A 17612-nucleotide genomic window follows, 5' to 3' on the forward strand; every position below is an offset into this window, starting at 1 on the left:
CGTTGTTTGCTCCTTTTTTTCTTTTACATTCTACGTAATTATAACACAAAGAAGACTAAAATTCTCGTATTTTTCGCAGTTTTTACCGATAAATCGTTTTCATAACGAGATTCTTTAGTTCATCTTCCAATTCTTTGTTTTTCTGGACTGTATAGCCCCTCAATTGAAGAGTTTTTTTCTCGTCTTCATAGCGTAATATCACAGGATATGGGCCCGGATATTTTTTCAAGATAGAAAGAATCGTTTTATCCTGACGATGATCGAGCAACTGGATCCAGAACTTTTCATTGGTTGCCAGTTGTGCCTCTGCTAGAATCATCTGCAAGCGCCCATCACGCTCTTGTATCTTCCCTGTCAAGTAATAAAAGCCGCCTTCTTTTATCAAGGAGGAAAATCGATTGTAGGTTTCAGGGAAAAGTGTCACATCCAATTTTTTCTTTGTATCACTGACTTGTAAGAAAGCCATGAGATCGCCCGACTTGGTTCGAATCGTTCGAATGTTTTGTACCTCAATGAGAATGCGTGCCTGCTCTCCTTGAACTAATTGAGAAATTGGTTGGATCTCATAGGGACTCGTTTGCCCAATCGCAACCAATGGGTGAGTACTGAGCCCGACACCAATAATGGCCTCTTCCTTCTCATATTTTTCAGCCTGACTATAGTCCTCCGCTTCTGTCCAGGAATAGTTAGAATCCGCAAACAAACTGCCTAGCTCATCAGCAAAGACAAATAAATTCGGCAAATTGTGAAGCACCTTGCGTCTATTTTTTTCAAAAATATCAAACAATCCAAGCTCCACTAAAGGTGTTAACAAAGGCAATTTATGATACTGATTGGGGAGTCGTAAAATAAAATCTTCGACACTTTCAAAGGGACGATTGTCAATGATCCAATATGCTAAATCTCTTGGGAGTCCCTTGATATTTTTCATTCCCAAGTAGATTTTTCGATCCTGGAACTTATCTCTGTAAGGGATGGTGTTGATGGATAATGGCGCGACTTTAAAATCAAACTGGAGAGCATCTGTCAGATAATCGCTGCTCGAATAATTGAGCATGACATCAAAGAAAACATCTGGATAATGGACCTTGAAATAGGCCATCTGAAAGGCCAAGGCAGAATAGGCATAGGCATGGGAACGGTTAAACCCATAGCCTGCGAATTTTTCCATGATCGCAAAGACCTCTTTAGCTTTTTCTTCCGTATGCCCAAGTTTAAGAGCACCTGCGACAAAATCGTCTTCCATCTGATGCATTTCAGCCGCATTTTTTTTACCCATAGCCCGACGTAAAATATCGGCTTTCCCCAGGCTAAATCCTGCAAAACGCTGGGCAACCTGCATGACCTGCTCTTGGTAGAGCATGATCCCATAAGTGGGCCGTAAGATTTCTTCAATAGTTGGATCCAGAATGTCAACTTTTTCCTGGCCATGCTTTCTTTTGACGAAATTGTCAATGTAATCACTAGCCCCTGGACGATTGAGAGAGGTGGTCGCTACCACTTCTTCGAAATGATTGGGTCTCACTCGTCTCAAGAGGCGAATGGCTCCAGCCTGTTCAAATTGGAAAATGCCCTTGGTATCTCCAGCAGCAAACAAGGCCAAGGTTGCTGGATCTTCTAAATCAATGGCTTCAATCACGATCTCCTCTTGATACTTTTCATAAACTGCTTCCTTCATTTTCTGAACAAAGGTTAAATTTCGCAGACCCAAAAAGTCCATCTTCAACAGACCATTGGCTTCAACCGCATGGGCATCATACTGGGTGACAAACATATCTTCTCCGTACTTGAGAGGAATGTGATCCGTCAAATCCTGGTCACTCATCACAACACCAGCCGCGTGGATCGAGGTTTGTCTAGGTTGGCCTTCTATTCTTTTGGCAATTTCAAAGCCACGTTCAAATTCTGCTCGACTATGAATCACTTGTCGAAAAGCTAGATTCTGTTCATAAGCTGTCGTCAGTGTATCCCTAAAGCCAATCCGCTTGGTAATGGAGGTTAATTCGTACTCTGGTACTCCAAAACGTTTAAAGACATCTCGAATGGCTTGTTTGGCCCCAAAGGTTGAAAAGGTCACGATCTGAGCTGCATGGTAACTCCCGTAACGGTCTCTCACATAGCGGATAAATTCTGGACGATAAATATCAGGAATATCAATATCAATATCCGGCATGGTGTAGCGCTCCACATTTAAAAAGCGCTCGAACAGGAGGTTCTTCTCCACAGGATCAATCCCTGTAATCTCTAGGGCATAGGCTACCAGTGAGCCTACAGCAGACCCACGTCCCATTCCCATATAATAGCCTTGACTCCGTCCGAAACGAAGAAGGTCCCAGACAATCAAGAAATAATCATCAAAGCCCATTTGGTGAATAATGTCTAATTCATGCTCCAGACGTTCTTGATAGACCGGATTGGTCAAGTTCTTTCGAAGAAGACCCGCTTGGGATAATTCTCTCAGTTCCTCAACAGCTGGTTTCTGAGGATTGAAGCGAGGCAATTTCAACTGGGTATCAATGTCATATTGAATTCCTTGGACAAGTTTTTCCAGATTTGTGATAGCTTGCGGAAATCGCTCTGCAAAATCATTCTTTAAATCCTGAGGAGTTTTTAGGACTGTTGTAGGATCAATTGGCCCTGTTTCTGTCAAGCTTTGATTGTCCTTGATGGCTGCCAGCATCTGCATGGCTTCCACATCCCCAGCCTCAAAGAAACGCACAGTATGAAGAGGAAGCACAGGGTGACTAAACTCTTGATCCGGCGTATCCGCAAAAACTCCGATGAAGTAATCTAGACCAAGCGGCAAGTCTCCACTAGCAAAAGGAGCTGGGACAATAACTGCTACTTCTTCTGTTAGGTGCTTCACATCCTCCCAATTGCTCTTCCCCATCATTTTGACGGTCGACATCTTCATCAGATTCTGGTAGCCCTTCGTTGACAAGGCGATCATCCGAAGCGGAATTGTTTCATTGTCAACCTCTAGTCCAATTTCTAAACCGACCAAGGGGCTGAGTTTTTGGGCCTGACAGGCTTCGATAAATTCATAGGCACCATACAAATTATCTACATCCATGATTCCCAATGCGTCATACCCCATACTTTTAGCCACTTGGACATAGTCTTTTATGGTCACAAGGCTTTCCATAAAAGTATAGACTGATTTGGTATCTAGCTGTGCAATCACTTTTTCTCCTCCCTCACTTGTCTATTTTTGGGACTCTTTTTTGTACAAAAAAACACCACTGCTACACAATGATGTCTCAACAACGGAAGACATGGGATTCGAACCCACGCACGCTTTTACACGCCTACCGCGTTTCCAACACGGCCTCTTAAGCCTCTTGAGTAATCTTCCATGAATAAAAATATGGAGCCGGTGGGAGTCGAACCCACGTCCAAACACCTGCCAGCATATTTGTCTACAACCATAGGTTATGTCTTCTTTTAACAGCTACACGACACATAACTCAAGCCCTGTACCTGTGAGTCTATCAATCTCTTATCTAACTCCTAGACAAAGCTAGATCGTATCTCGCTAAAATTAAGACCTGTCATCAAACACGAGCGATTCGAATCGGGTCACGCCTGCTGGTGTTTAGGCAGCTAAAGCGTAAGAATTATTATTTTTTGCAGTTATATTTAACTGGCGTTTTACATCCGCTAGATGAGTTGCAAAATATGCCTCATAATGCCTGTCGAATCCGTAACGACCCCAAAACGAATACAATTAGTATATCAAAATGTAGCTAAAAATGCAAAAGAAAAAAATTGAACAAGAAGGCTTCCACCGGGAAGCTCCTTGCTCAATTTGCAGTTCTTATTGAAGATTCAACTTGTACTTGCTGATATAGTGAATGGTGAAGTACATAGAAACAATCTTGATAACTTCATAGATAAGACCTGGGATGAAGTTAGGTCCAAAATCATCAATATTTCCATAAACCAATGCAGACCCGACAGCATATGAATCTTTTAATGGATTGACTGCTGTACCAATGATACTTAAAACAATGCACAAAAGAAAGAAAAACAGAATGGCCTTAAATCCACGACGATTTTGGAAGAGTTGGCCAAGTGCAATCGATACATAGAATAAAAGGATTCCTGAAGCAGTGGTAAAAATCCACCAAACGATAATCCAATAAGCAATAGAATGACTAAAAGCCTCAGCGATAATACTAAATACTGGAGAGAGGTCTTGTCCAATGACAGCGCCCATCACAATAATTGTGATAAAACCACTAAAAAATAGAAGGAATAGGCAGTAAAGACTCGCTACTAAAGCTCCCACAAATTTAGACAAAATGATCGCATGCGGGCTAGCTGGAAGGGTCCAGGTCAAGTAACCTTCACGTCCGTATAAGTTGGAATAGAAACGACGGATAATAATATAGTAGTTGCTAAGATAAAGACCAATGACTCCTCCAAAAATGAGAATCCCAAGAGTCCCTGTTATGATTTGCATACTATTGGTTTCCATATCCACAAAACCGTTTGTAGCACTTCCACCAACAACACCTGTAATCACTGACAAACCTAGTGCAATCAGGGTGATCAATAAATACCACTTAGCTGTCGATTTAAATTCATATTTTAATAATTTACCAAACATGGGTTCCTCCTAATAAACACGGAATTGATCACGGAAGATCTCATCGATTGATTTTCCGTGTTGATTGCGCATAACAGTCGTATTTTCATGCAAGAGGATTCTTCCTTGGTTGATGAAAATGGCCTCATCCAAAACTTGCTCAATATCAGCAATCAAGTGAGTAGAAATCAAGACAGAAGAGTTTGGACGTCTGTTTTGAATAATGGTCCGCAAAATATAATCACGCGCCGCTGGATCGACCCCACCGATTGGTTCATCAAGAACATACAAGTCAGCTTCACGACTCATCACCAAAATCAATTGCACTTTTTCCTTGTTCCCTTTTGAAAGGCTGTTCAATTTTTGATTTGGATGCAAATGCAAATCGTTGAGCAATTGGTAAGCTCGTTGGACATTAAAATCTGCATAAAAATCTTGGAAATAGTTAATAGCATCAATAATTTTTATATTTTCATTCAGATAAGTTGTATCTGGCAAATAGGAAACCACTTTTTTAGAAGCTGGGGATGGTAATTGCCCATGAATATAGATATTTCCAAGGCTTGGTTGCAACAAACCATTGATCAATTTAATGATGGTTGTTTTCCCACTACCATTGGGACCCAAAAGACCAATAATACGGCCAGGTTGGATGTTCAAACTAACATCCATGAGAGCAACTTCATGCCCATAATTCTTTGTCACATGGTCCAAGTAGACCAAAGGATACTGATTCATGTAAATCTCCTTTATTTTCTATTTATGCTATTATACCCTGTCCCCTTGATGATTGCAACTTTATCTGAAAATTTGCTAAGAATTTGTAAATGCTTGTTCAAAAAAATAGGGATAAATAAATCAGAGGTTAGGGAAACCCCAACCTCTGATTTATTTTGATGCATCGAATGGTTAACTAATTCCAAGTGCGATCCGTGCATAACGGCTCATCTTTTCAACCGTCCAAGCAGGGTACCAGACCAACTTCACATCCACTGATGTCACTTCTTCTACTTCTGCTAAAACATCATGAATCTGATCTGTCAGAAGATCCGCTAATGGACACCCCATGGTCGTTAAGGTCATATCAATGATGGTTGCTCCAGTTTCACCGTCAAAATGGATCTCGTAGACAAGACCTAAATTGACAATATCAATCCCAAGCTCCGGATCGATTACTTCTTCCAAAGCATTTAAGATTTTATTTTTAATTTCTTCAATTTGCTCAGTTGTATATGCCATATGACTTCCTTTTTTGCTATTTTACTCTCGATAGAATTTCTTGGCTCGGGTTAAAAACATCCGCAGGATCTGGGTCGCTTCTTCATTTCTAGGCGACCGTTAAAAAGGTCTGCAGGATCTTCCTCGCTTTCGAATTTCTTGGCTCGGGTTAAAAAGATCCGCAGGATCTTTTTAATCCTCTATAAAGTCACGCAATGGTTTGCTTCTGCTTGGATGGCGGAGTTTGCGAAGGGCTTTGGCTTCGATCTGACGAATCCGTTCACGGGTCACGTTGAAGACTTTCCCCACATCTTCCAAAGTCCGCATTTTTCCATCATCGAGACCAAAACGAAGACGCAAAACATTTTCTTCCCGGTCTGTCAGGGTATCGAGGACTTCATCCAATTGTTCGCGTAGAACCACACGAGTGGTGTAGTCTACTGGATTTTCAATCACTTCATCTTCGATAAAATCGCCCAAATGGCTATCATCTTCTTCCCCGATTGGAGTTTCAAGAGAAACAGGCTCTTGAGCAATCTTCAAGATTTCACGCACCTTATCAGGTGTCATATCCATGCGCTCAGCGATTTGTTCTGGTGTTGGGTCTTGTCCCAATTCTTGCAAGAGATTGCGTTGTTCACGAACCAACTTGTTAATGGTTTCCACCATGTGAACAGGGATCCGAATGGTACGCGCTTGGTCTGCAATGGCACGAGTGATGGCCTGACGGATCCACCAAGTAGCATAAGTAGAGAACTTGAACCCTTTGGTATAGTCAAACTTATCAACGGCCTTCATCAAGCCCATATTTCCTTCTTGGATCAAATCCAAAAATTGCATTCCACGACCAACGTAACGTTTCGCAATGGAAACAACCAAACGAAGGTTGGCTTCTGCTAGACGTTGCTTGGCTTCCAGGTCCCCTTGTTCTACCAGAATGGCCAATTCTTGTTCCTCTTCATTGGTCAAAAGTGGAACGACCCCAATTTCTTTCAAGTACATCCGCACTGGGTCATTGACCTTGGCTGAGTTACTTCCAAGCAATTCTTCATCTGACAATTCTGGCTCTTCTTCATTGTTCAACACACGCGCACTTGGGTTGCCATCTTTATCAGTGATCGAAATCCCTGCATCTTGAATTCTTTGCAGGAGATCTTCAATACCATCTGCATCCAGTGTGAAAGGAATAACCAACTGATCATTAATTTCATCATCTGTAGCAGTCCCACTTTGCTTATGACTGCGGATAAATTCTGCAATTTGAACGTCCAATGTTGTAATATCTTTTTGTTCTTTAGCCATTCCTACTCCATTCTTCTTTTTTGAGCGATTAAGCGCTCGAGTTCCAATAAAGCTCTTTCCGCATCCCCAGTCGAGGAAGCTTCCTTCACTTTATTTCCAATTTGTTGACTTTCTTTGCGAAGAAGCTCACGATTCCGTGTCGCTTCTACTTCTTCTAACTCACCATCTGCTATCTCATCTGGTAAATCTTCTTCTAACATGCGGTACCAGGCGTGCTGGACCCCTTCAGGCTGCTCAGATAAATCCTGAGAGGTGACTTCTCCATTTTGACAGAGCAATTGATACAAGATCTGTAACTCCGGCGTGTCAAAGGCAAAATCAGATCGCAAACGGTAATCATTGAGCACCATTGGAAAATCCTTCATCCTACTTAACAAATGATTTTCTGCCTTGATCAAGCGCGTCATCCCACGATTCGGCAAGAGCTCCACTGAAAAATACGATGTTTTAGATCGTCCACCACTTTGAGCCTCCTGCCGTTGTTGCAAACGACTATTATTGACAATTTGCTCAATCTGCAAGTAATCAAAGTCCGGCAATAAATCGGCCAACTTATAAATATAGGTGTTTTGCGCTGTAATGGAGCGCGTCTGGGCGATCATCGGTGCCAGCTTTTCGACAAACTCAATTTGCGCCTGCAAGTTCTCAATATACTGGGGTTTCCAGTAGTGCATCAAGAATTCAACCTTACTGATTCGAGAATTCTTCAAGAGGGTAGCTAGATCTTCTGGGGACGTCTTTTGGAGGTATTCATCAGGGTCCATCTGATCAGGGATACGGACGATCTCCAACTCCAGATCCTGCAAGACATCCAAGGCCTTAGCTGTTGCTTCAAGTCCTGCCTTATCCCCATCATAGGTCAAGATGACCTTTTTGGTAAAATGAGACAGGTGCTGGACGTGCTCTGGTGTCAAGGCTGTCCCCATAGAGGCGACCGCATTTTCAATCCCAGCTTGATATGCCGCAATGACATCCATAAAGCCTTCCATGATATACATTTCATGTTGCTTTTTGGCACTCGTCTTGGCTTGATCCAAATGATAGAGTTCATAACTTTTATTAAATAGACGGGTACTACGACTATTCTTGTACTTGGCTTGATGACTACCATCCTCCGTCATTTTCCACAGCCTACCAGAAAAGGCAATGACACGTCCACTATCATCCGTCAGGGGAAACATGATCCGATCCTGAAAGGCATCAAAAACCGTTCCTGCATCTGAGACTGTAAACAAACCCGAATCAGTAATGACTTTCTCGGAGAATTTCTCAGAGAGATTTCGATAGAGATAATTTCCTTCTGCTGGTGCTAAGCCCAATTGAAAATGTCGGATCACCTCATCCGTCAGACCACGTTCATGCAGATAGTTTCGCGCTTCTTCCCCCATCTTAGTCGTCATCAAAATCGCTTGATAAAACTTACTAGCTTCCTGATGAATCTCATAAAGTTCTTGGTTTGGATTGACAGACGCTGATTGGGCAGGTCTTGCCTGGTACTGAAGCGCAATGCCAGCCTTTTCCGCTACGATCTGGACCGCATCCATAAAGGCAACTCCACGGTAGTCCTCAATAAACTTAAAGACATCTCCAGAGCGACCACATCCGAAACAATGGTAAAACTGCTTGTCTTCAACGACATTAAAGGAGGGAGTCTTTTCTCCATGAAAAGGACAGAGGCCTAAAAAATTACGGCCCGCCTTGGTCAAAGAAACAACTTCTCCAATGACTTCAACAATGTTTACACTGTTTTTAATTTCTGCAATCAGCTCTTTATCAACCATAAACAGTGCCTCCATTTTACCATAGATTATCACTTTATATTTTATACTAAAAGTTAGTAAAAGTAAATTTTTTCCTACCGATTTCACACAGAAAAGAAAAGATTTTCAACCTTTATCACTAATTTTAAAAAAATTAGGCATATTTCTTGTCAGTCGCATATTTTTCCGTTATACTATCGTAGTAAAAAATTATTATGAAAGGACATATATAGGATATGTTAAAAGAATTGAAAGCTTTCCTCCTTCGTGGAAACGTTGTTGACCTTGCTGTTGCAGTGATTATCGGGGCTGCATTTGGTGCCATCGTGACATCACTTGTTAACGATATCATCACACCACTTATTTTGAACCCAGCTTTGAAAGCTGCTGGTGTTGATAAAATCGCTGAATTGTCATGGAACGGTGTTGCTTACGGTAGCTTCTTGAGCGCAGTAATCAACTTCATCGTCATTGGAACTGTTCTCTTCTTTATCGTTAAAGCTGCTGAAAAAGCACAAAACCTTGGTAAAAAAGAAGAAGCTGTCGAAGAAGAAGCTGCTGCTCCTACTCAAGAAGAGTTGCTTGCTGAAATCCGCGACTTGCTTGCAAACAAATAATCAGATAAAAAGATCCGATCTTCTAGCTAGAAGGTCGGTTTTTTTGTCTTTGATGGATGATAAAAAACAAAAAACAGACCGAAGTCTGTTTCTGTATTCAATTAGAATTTTTTACGTTTACGAGCTGCTTCTGATTTACGTTTACGTTTTACAGAAGGTTTTTCATAGAATTCACGTTTGCGTGTTTCTTGAAGAGTACCAGCTTTAGTAACCGCACGTTTGAAACGACGAAGAGCATCGTCAAGAGATTCATTCTTACGTACTACTGTTTTTGACATATTTTTCACTCCCTTCAAGCCTAAAATCTTAATTATTTTATCACACTTTAAAGGTGCTGTCAAGATCTTTTAAAACTTTTCTAGCCTTCCTAACCTTCATGCCATTTCTTTTTTCCGACTTTTTCATTCTTCCTATTTTATGATACAATGGAAACAAAGAAAACCCTGAAGGAGATACCATGTCAGAAATTTATGATATTACGATTGTTGGGGGCGGACCAGTTGGTCTGTTTGCTGCTTTTTATGGCAATATGCGCCAAGTTAAAGTCAAACTGATTGATTCCTTACCTCAACTTGGAGGGCAACCTGCCATTCTCTATCCAGAAAAGAGTATCCTCGATGTACCCGGATTTACCAATTTAACAGGTGAAGAATTGAGCAACCGCTTGATCGAGCAAGTCAAACGATTCGATACGCCGATCTTCCTCAATGAAACTGTAGAGGATATTCAAAAAGAGGGTGACCTCTTCACGATCACTACTTCTCGCCAGGTTCATCAATCTAAAGCAGTCATCATTGCCATGGGTGGCGGTGCCTTTAAGCCACGCGCTCTTGATATCGAGGGAGCTGAAAACTTTGATAACGTCCACTACCATGTTTCAAACATCCAACAATATGAAGGACAGCAGGTGACCGTCCTTGGTGGTGGGGACTCTGCTGTGGACTGGGCTCTTGCTTTTGACAAGATTGCTCCAACTACAATTGTTCACCGTCGGGACAACTTCCGTGCCTTGGAACATAGCGTAGAAGAACTCAAACAATCTTCTGTCAGCATCAAAACACCATTTGTTCCTAGTCGCTTGATTGGCGAAAATGGTTATGCCACTCATCTTGAAATCACAAAAGTTAAAGCCGATGAAACCGAACTCATCCCGATTGATCACGTATTTGTCAACTATGGCTTTAAATCTTCAATCGGAAACTTGAAAGAATGGGGTGTAGAATTGCAACGCCATAAAATCAAGGTGAACCAAAAACAAGAAACCAGCCTTCCTGGAATTTATGCCTGTGGAGACTGCTGCTTCTACGAAGGAAAGATTGATCTCATCGCTACAGGTCTGGGGGAAGCTCCAACAGCCGTAAACAATGCCATCAACTATATCTATCCAGATAAGAAAGTCCAACCAACGCATTCAACCAGTTTATAATAAAAAAGGCCTTTGGCCTTTCATAATGAGGATAAAGTCTTTTAAAAAAACTTTCCTTAAGTGAGTACGGACGTCAGCGAACTTCGTAGAAGTTCCATGACTAATTATTGAGCCCAAGGGCTCAATAATTCCGAGTGCCTGAAACATATTGTTTCAGGCACTTTTCTCACAGCGGAAAGTTTTTGTATTTTCTTGATTCATTCTAAAAATAGGAACTCATTTTTACTTACTTTTAGAATCGATTAACTTATTTTACTTTAAAGTAGTTTCTTCAATCTAAAAAAGGCCTTTGGCCTTTTTTATTTGTCTAGATCGTCTGCGATTTTATTGATCTTACGCAAGCGGTGATTGACACCGCTTTTTGAAATAGGTTGTTGCAAGCTATCTGCGATCTGCTGGATGGAATAATCTGGATGATTCATCCGGATATAGGCAACTTCTTGCAGGTCACTTGGTAAACTTCCTAGACCGACCGTATCCACAATTTTACTAATATTATTAATGGTTTTCATGCTAGCAGTGACTGTGCGCTGGATATTGGCCATCTCAGCATTATTGGCCCGATTGAGGTCATTGCGCGTCTCTCTCATAACCTTGATGGACTCAAATTCCTGCATGGCTTGCATGGCCTCTACTACAATGAGAAAATCAATAATATCTTCTGCTCGTTGCAGATAAGTCACCACTCCTTTTTTCCGCTCGATGGTTTTCGCATCTAGTAAAAATCCTTGCATAAGAAGGGCAATTCCTTCTGCGTGGTCTGTATAAACAGAATGAATTTCCAACTGGTACTTTCCTTTTTCAGGATCCTTGATGGAACCACTCGACAGAAAAGCTCCCCGGAGATAAGCACGACTGGCTACTTCATCTTCTAAAACACTGGCATCAATGCCTGTCTCAATCCCAAAAAAGGCATCTGCCAAATGCAAGTCAGCTAGAATCTCTTCCACCTTTTCATCCAAGAATACTGTATAGACACGATTTTTTTTCAAATTGGTTTTTTGGTGGTGGCGAATATCCGATTTAGCCCCGTAGAAATGATGCAACAATTCATAGATATGGCGGGCAATCTTGGCATTTTCTGTTGTTACCGAGAGCGTCAAGCCCCCCATTGAAATCCCAAGACTTCCAGACATCTTGATAATGGCAGCCAATTCACTCTTTTCAAATCGCTTGAGAGACAATAATTCTTCTTTTACACGAACCGTAAAACTCATTTTCTCACCTGCACGATCTGCATCAGCTCTTCGACCACTTTTTCACCATCATGAAAGGCTCCTCCATTGACCAACTTCAAGAAATCGGAAGAAATCACTTGAGGAACTTGTGAGTGTAGCCCCTTAAAATCGTGCTCTACCTGCACCAAGTATTCATCAAATTTGTTACTGTTCATGTAAGCTGCGGGAACCTGATTGATATTGACAAGGACGGTATCGATGAACTTCTCTCCCAAATGTTTATGGAGAACGGCAACGTGATCACTATCTGTGAAATGCTCGGTTTCTCCTCTTTGGGTCATGATGTTACAAACATAGGCTACCTGAGCCTTGGTTTCAAGGATGGCTTTCCCAATCTCATCGATCATCAAATTAGGAAGGATCGAGGTAAAGAGCGAACCAGGACCTAAGACGACCATATCACTTTCAAGAATAGCTTCCACCACTTTCTTACTAGCTTTTGGACGCTCTTGATCAAAGGTATTGGTCACATAGACATGATCAATCATGCCGGTGTAGTTAGCAATGTGGCTTTCTCCTACCACTTCTTTTCCATCTTGAAAGACGGCATGAAGGGTCAAGGGACTATCACTGGAAGGATAGATCTTGCCGGTCGTATGAAAGAACTTGGTTAACAACTGCATGGCATTATAGGTCGAGCCTTGCATCTCTGAAATCCCTGCAATGATCAAGTTTCCCAAAGGGTGTCCGGCCAAAGGGCCATCATCGTCAGCAAAGCGGTATTGAAAGACCTTTTCATAAAAACGAGGCATATCTGACATGGCAACCAGCACATTTCGAAGATCCCCAGGTGGTGTCAATTTTTGGATGTTCCTCCGCAATTCACCTGAACTCCCGCCATCATCTGCAACGGTTACAATGGCAGTGATATCGACCGGTTTCTTTCTCAGACTATCGAGGATAACAGAAATCCCTGTTCCTCCTCCAATAACGGTTACTTTAGGTTTTCTCATGAGCGATTCACCGTTTCTTTCCGTCTGTCCTTGTCTCTATGACTGCAATTGACCTGCCAATTTTTTTCTAAATCATGCGCTAAGCGCTCTGCAAAGGCTACTGAACGGTGTTGCCCACCGGTACAGCCCATAGCGATGGTGAGAACGGATTTACCTTCCCGTTTATAAGACGGTAAAATAGGTACGATCAAGTCATGGAGATGACGGTAAAAGTCCTCTGATTCAGGGTGATCCATGACATAATCATAAACTGCTGGATCTTGACCGGTTAAATTCCGAAGCTCCAATTTGTAGTAGGGATTTGGAAGAAAACGCACGTCAAAGACAAGGTCAGCATCGATCGGAAGGCCATATTTAAACCCAAATGACATGACCTCAACCCGAAAATCTGGCTGATTATCTTGACTGGCAAATTGTTCTGCGATCGTTTTTCTCAGATTACGAGGCGTCAACTCAGTCGTATCCACCACATTTTGACTGATATTTTTTAATGGTGATAAGAGTTCGCGCTCTAGGGTAATCCCATCTAAGACACGGCCATCTGCCGCTAGTGGGTGACTACGACGAGTTTCCTTGTATCGTGCTACCAACTCACTGTCCGTAGCATCCAAGAACAAGACCTTGAAATCGAGGTCTTCTTGGTTGTCCAATTCATCCAAAATGGTGCGAATTTCATTGAAAAAAGAACGGCTCCGCATGTCCACAACAACGGCTAATTTATTGTTATCTGGGCTGTGGCGCATGAGCTCAATAAATTTCAGCAAGAGCGCCGGTGGCATATTATCGATGGTAAAGTAACCCAAATCCTCAAACGATTGGATGGCAACGGTCTTTCCAGCACCGCTCATCCCTGTTACCATGACCAGTTGAATCTTACTTTCTGTCATTTTCTCCTCCCATAAATAAAACAGAGTGGCCTACAGTTTCCTGCTCTCCACTCTGTCTTTTTGTCTTTGAATAGTTATTAGGCCTTGATTTCCGCAATAACTTCAATTTCAACCTTCACATCACGTGGCAGGCGTGCTACTTCAACAGCAGACCGAGCTGGAAACTCTGTAGTAAAGACTGTTTTATAGACCTCATTAAAAGGTACAAAGTCATTCATATCACTTAAGAAACAAGTGGTTTTCACCACGTGGTCAAAGTCTGTCCCAGCCTCTTCCAAAATAGCCCCAATATTCTTTAAGACCTGCTCTGTTTGTTCTTGGATGGTTTCGCCAACGATTTCTCCTGTTTCAGGTGACAAGGGAACTTGTCCGCTTGCAAAGAGAAGATTGCCTACAATTTTCCCTTGAACATAAGGTCCAATTGCTGCGGGTGCTTTATCTGTATGAATTGTTTTTGCCATAGTATTCTCCAAGTCTATTTACTTCTGCTGGTTTTCTTTTGCTAATTTTTCCCTTTGTAAACGCAATTTGCGCTTAGGATTTAGCGTATTAAAGAGTTCTTCTAGTTTTTCAGCATTCCAAACATCGGCTGCTGAAACAAAATTTCCATTTTCATCTCGAAAAGATATTGGTTTATCTCCCACTGAAAAAGCCTCACTTCTTATTTGGAATCCTTGATCCGCTCGGGATCTATCCTAATCTACAAACTCAAATTCAAATTTACCGATCCGGACGATATCGCCATCTTTTGCCCCACGCGCACGAAGGGCTTCATCAACACCCATGCCACGCAATTGACGAGCAAATTTCATGACCGCTTCATCACGATCGAAATTCGTCATATTAAAGAGTTTTTCAAGTTTTTCACCAGACAAGACCCAAGCAGCATCGTCATCCCGACTGATGTCAAAGGCTGGCTGGTCTTCATCAAAGCCATAGTAGACTTCTTCTTGGGCCATTTCATCTTCTGAATACAAGAGGAATTCTGGCGTTTTGTCTAACAATTCTGCCGTTGCTTCTAACAAATTGTCCAAACCTTGATGCGCCAAACTAGAGATCGGGAAGATCTGTGGCAGTTCATCAAACTCATCGTAATTGGCTGCCAATTTCTTCTTGAACTCTTTCAAGTTTTCTTGGCTCTCTGGCATATCCATCTTATTTGCCACGATAATCTGAGGCCGCTCCATCAAACGAAGATTATAGGTTTCAAGTTCTTTATTGATTTGAACATAATCTTCGTAAGGATCGCGTCCTTCACTGGCTGACATATCAATAACATGCAAGATAACCCGGGTGCGCTCTATGTGACGAAGGAACTGGGTTCCGAGTCCGACACCTTGGCTAGCTCCTTCAATCAATCCAGGAAGGTCTGCGACAGCAAAGGATTCACCTGACGGTGTCCGAACCATGCCCAAGTTTGGCACGATGGTTGTAAAATGATAAGCTCCAATCTTTGGTTTGGCTGAAGTGATCACACTGAGAAGGGTAGATTTCCCAACAGAAGGGAAGCCAACCAAACCAACGTCTGCCAAGACCTTGAGTTCTAATTCAAGTTCGCGTTCCTGACCAGGTTCCCCATTCTCAGAAATCTCTGGGGCTGGATTCTTAGGAGTGGCAAAACGAATATTTCCACGTCCTCCACGGCCACCGTGGGCGACAATGTACTCTTGTCCATTTTCAACTAGGTCTGTAATGACCTTGCCAGTCTCAGCATCTCGGACAGTCGTTCCTTGAGGGACTCGTACATAGAGATCTTCTGCTCCCCGTCCGTGCATCCCTTTGGTCATTCCTTTTTCCCCATTTTGGGCTTTGAAATGCCGGTTATAACGGAAGTCCATCAAGGTGCGCAAGCCTTCGTCTACTACGAAGATGACATTGCCACCACGGCCTCCATCACCACCCCAAGGTCCGCCATTAGGGACATATTTTTCACGGCGAAAGGCCACCATGCCATCGCCGCCATTTCCAGCCTTGACCTTAATCTTGGCTGTATCTAAAAACATACTCATAAATAGATGATTTCCTTTATTTCTGTGTGCGTCTTAATAAGAAAGAGCACCAATTGCGGTTGCAAAGATTGCACCAACCGTTACAATCAACATAATCACAATGACCACCATCGTGATCATTTCAAATGGTGTTTTTTTACGTTTTCCGTTATCTCCAAAAGCCACTTCTAATACCTCGATTACTATAAATTCATTAGCCCTATTTTACCACGAAATAGGGGATTTTTCAAATCAAGCCTACACAAAAAGACCAGACAGATGTCTGATCTTTTATGAATAGATTTAGGAATCTTTTCTTACACGTAAAACGCCAACTGATAGAATTGCTAGGAAGACACCCATGACAAGAACCACCGGTGTCATCTTTTCACCTGTACTTGGAAGAACTTTTTTCTGACCAGGTTTTGGAGTTTCTTCTTTAACAGAAGATGAAGATGATTTCAATGAAGAACTTGATGTGGATGTTGAGTTCGATGTAGAACCAGAACTCGTTGAAGATGATGAACTTGATGAAGAACTAGAACTCGTTGAAGATGATGAGCTTGATGAAGAACTAGAACTTGATGAGGAGGTTGAGCTAGGTGTCGGTGGCGTTTGATCTTTCTCACCTAATCCCTCTCCGGTTCCTGATTCCAATCTCACCTCACGGGTCAAGGTACGAGGTGCTGGGAAATTGGTTGCCGTCCATGTTAGTGTATTATGGACAATATCACCGACTTTCGTTCCAGGAGCTACTTTTGTAGAATATTCAATATACATTGGCCAATTGTAATTATCACCAAATTCAATTGTAAAACCAGTGATCTTTCCATCTGCATTCTTATCGAAAACAGCTTTTTTAGTAAAGTTATCTAGAACTGGGAGACTCAAGATCTGAGCTTCGTTCTTGATCCCACCTTCTACAGGAGCATAGCGAACCGCACGTAAGCTCCCTTCAACCAATGTTAAACCATCTCCGAATTGGTCTTTAATGACCATTCCTCGCAGCATATCTTGACGGGCATTTAAGAGAATCCGCCATTTGATTATGGTTGGATCAGACTTATCTTGATAGCCGTATTTCATTTCATAGTCCCCAGCTTCCCCAGCTGTTTTTTCATAATTCAAGGAAAAATCTGTATTTCCTAGTTTAAATTGGATTGGAGATGTTTTTGTAACTACTTCTGAATCGACTTTTACATCAAAATGAAGAGCAACTCGTTTGTTGAGTGAATGAGATGCGAAATAATCATTAAAGGTAACGGTCACTGTTTTCTTAGCTGTATCAACGACAGCTTTCCCCACCGTCTGACCATTTGATTGACCTTCCTCAAGAACATTGAATTCCAATGCTGTGTAGAGGGCTAATTCTTTTGGCAAACCAAGAGTTAAGGTATCACCAGCTTGAATAGTTTGCGAATCTGGAAATGCTAAATAAATGCTTGCTGACAATTTTTCATTCGTCAACACCTTGCTCCCATTTGTTAGCGTGTTACCGTCTTTCGTTAGACGTGCTGTCTGTGTATATGATGAGACTTCTGCAGCATGTATTGTTTTAGTCAAACCAGCTGTGAATAGAATCGTTAGCACTAAGGCAAGTGCCCATACAATTTGACGAACCTGTTTCATATA

The 17612-nt window shown here is 41.9% G+C and carries 17 protein-coding genes, 1 tRNA gene and 1 other RNA gene; 2 read left to right on the forward strand and 17 right to left on the reverse strand.

Annotated features, from left to right (window positions below; genetic code table 11):
* Positions 1-82 precede the first annotated feature (82 nt).
* The 8 genes from AC6IZR_RS07100 to dnaG form a co-directional block, all read right to left on the reverse strand.
* Positions 83-3184, reverse strand: coding sequence for a DNA polymerase III subunit alpha (locus tag AC6IZR_RS07100; protein ID WP_480993139.1), 3102 nt, complete (start codon positions 3182-3184; stop codon positions 83-85).
* Between the two features lie 83 nt (positions 3185-3267).
* A tRNA-Ser gene (locus AC6IZR_RS07105) sits at positions 3268-3355 on the reverse strand.
* Between the two features lie 10 nt (positions 3356-3365).
* Positions 3366-3714, reverse strand: a transfer-messenger RNA (tmRNA) gene (gene ssrA / locus AC6IZR_RS07110).
* A 103-nt stretch (positions 3715-3817) separates the two neighbouring features.
* Positions 3818-4612: a hypothetical protein gene (locus tag AC6IZR_RS07115; RefSeq protein ID WP_497848352.1), complete on the reverse strand. Its 795-nt coding sequence runs from the start codon at positions 4610-4612 to the stop codon at positions 3818-3820.
* Between the two features lie 9 nt (positions 4613-4621).
* Positions 4622-5329 carry an ABC transporter ATP-binding protein gene (locus AC6IZR_RS07120; RefSeq protein WP_497848353.1) on the reverse strand — a complete coding sequence of 236 codons (708 nt, stop codon included), beginning with the start codon at positions 5327-5329 and terminating at the stop codon, positions 4622-4624.
* A gap of 171 nt (positions 5330-5500) precedes the next feature.
* Positions 5501-5830, reverse strand: a complete 330-nt coding sequence (locus AC6IZR_RS07125; RefSeq protein WP_004220168.1) for a metal-sulfur cluster assembly factor — start codon at positions 5828-5830, stop codon at positions 5501-5503.
* A 171-nt stretch (positions 5831-6001) separates the two neighbouring features.
* Positions 6002-7111 (reverse strand): RNA polymerase sigma factor RpoD, encoded by a 1110-nt coding sequence (gene rpoD, locus AC6IZR_RS07130; protein WP_003014120.1) that lies wholly within the window; start codon positions 7109-7111, stop codon positions 6002-6004.
* A 2-nt stretch (positions 7112-7113) separates the two neighbouring features.
* Positions 7114-8892: a DNA primase gene (gene dnaG, locus AC6IZR_RS07135; RefSeq protein WP_497848354.1), complete on the reverse strand. Its 1779-nt coding sequence runs from the start codon at positions 8890-8892 to the stop codon at positions 7114-7116.
* A 215-nt stretch (positions 8893-9107) separates the two neighbouring features.
* Here dnaG and mscL point away from each other — a divergent pair, with 215 nt between their 5' ends.
* A complete protein-coding gene (mscL, locus tag AC6IZR_RS07140) occupies positions 9108-9488 on the forward strand; it encodes a large conductance mechanosensitive channel protein MscL (protein ID WP_480993142.1) in 381 nt (126 codons plus the stop codon).
* A gap of 101 nt (positions 9489-9589) precedes the next feature.
* Here mscL and rpsU read toward each other — a convergent pair whose 3' ends face one another.
* Positions 9590-9766 carry a 30S ribosomal protein S21 gene (gene rpsU, locus AC6IZR_RS07145; RefSeq protein WP_000048054.1) on the reverse strand — a complete coding sequence of 59 codons (177 nt, stop codon included), beginning with the start codon at positions 9764-9766 and terminating at the stop codon, positions 9590-9592.
* A 179-nt stretch (positions 9767-9945) separates the two neighbouring features.
* Between rpsU and AC6IZR_RS07150 the strand changes: the two genes are divergently transcribed.
* Positions 9946-10914 (forward strand): NAD(P)/FAD-dependent oxidoreductase, encoded by a 969-nt coding sequence (locus tag AC6IZR_RS07150; protein ID WP_497848355.1) that lies wholly within the window; start codon positions 9946-9948, stop codon positions 10912-10914.
* A gap of 299 nt (positions 10915-11213) precedes the next feature.
* Here AC6IZR_RS07150 and whiA read toward each other — a convergent pair whose 3' ends face one another.
* The 8 genes from whiA to AC6IZR_RS07190 form a co-directional block, all read right to left on the reverse strand.
* Complete coding sequence (gene whiA, locus AC6IZR_RS07155; protein ID WP_497848356.1) at positions 11214-12131, reverse strand: DNA-binding protein WhiA; 918 nt, start codon at positions 12129-12131, stop codon at positions 11214-11216.
* On the reverse strand, positions 12128-13105 hold the full coding sequence (locus AC6IZR_RS07160; RefSeq protein WP_497848357.1) for a YvcK family protein: 978 nt from the start codon (positions 13103-13105) through the stop codon (positions 12128-12130). Before AC6IZR_RS07160 ends, whiA begins: the two co-directional genes overlap by 4 nt.
* Positions 13102-13992 (reverse strand): RNase adapter RapZ, encoded by an 891-nt coding sequence (gene rapZ, locus AC6IZR_RS07165; protein ID WP_009732574.1) that lies wholly within the window; start codon positions 13990-13992, stop codon positions 13102-13104. The genes AC6IZR_RS07160 and rapZ overlap by 4 nt, the downstream gene beginning before the upstream one ends.
* A 77-nt stretch (positions 13993-14069) precedes the next feature.
* Positions 14070-14453, reverse strand: a complete 384-nt coding sequence (locus AC6IZR_RS07170) for a RidA family protein (RefSeq protein WP_497848358.1) — start codon at positions 14451-14453, stop codon at positions 14070-14072.
* A gap of 18 nt (positions 14454-14471) precedes the next feature.
* A complete protein-coding gene (locus AC6IZR_RS07175; RefSeq protein WP_003006512.1) occupies positions 14472-14636 on the reverse strand; it encodes a hypothetical protein in 165 nt (54 codons plus the stop codon).
* Between the two features lie 51 nt (positions 14637-14687).
* Entirely contained in the window at positions 14688-16001 is a 1314-nt protein-coding gene (obgE, locus tag AC6IZR_RS07180; protein WP_023917726.1) for a GTPase ObgE, read from the reverse strand.
* Positions 16002-16034: 33 nt separating this feature from the next.
* Complete coding sequence (locus AC6IZR_RS07185) at positions 16035-16166, reverse strand: DUF4044 domain-containing protein (RefSeq protein WP_003011566.1); 132 nt, start codon at positions 16164-16166, stop codon at positions 16035-16037.
* 117 nt (positions 16167-16283) lie between these two features.
* Entirely contained in the window at positions 16284-17609 is a 1326-nt protein-coding gene (locus tag AC6IZR_RS07190; RefSeq protein ID WP_497848359.1) for an Ig-like domain-containing protein, read from the reverse strand.
* Positions 17610-17612 lie beyond the last annotated feature (3 nt).

This window comes from Streptococcus mobilis, from assembly GCF_059727625.1.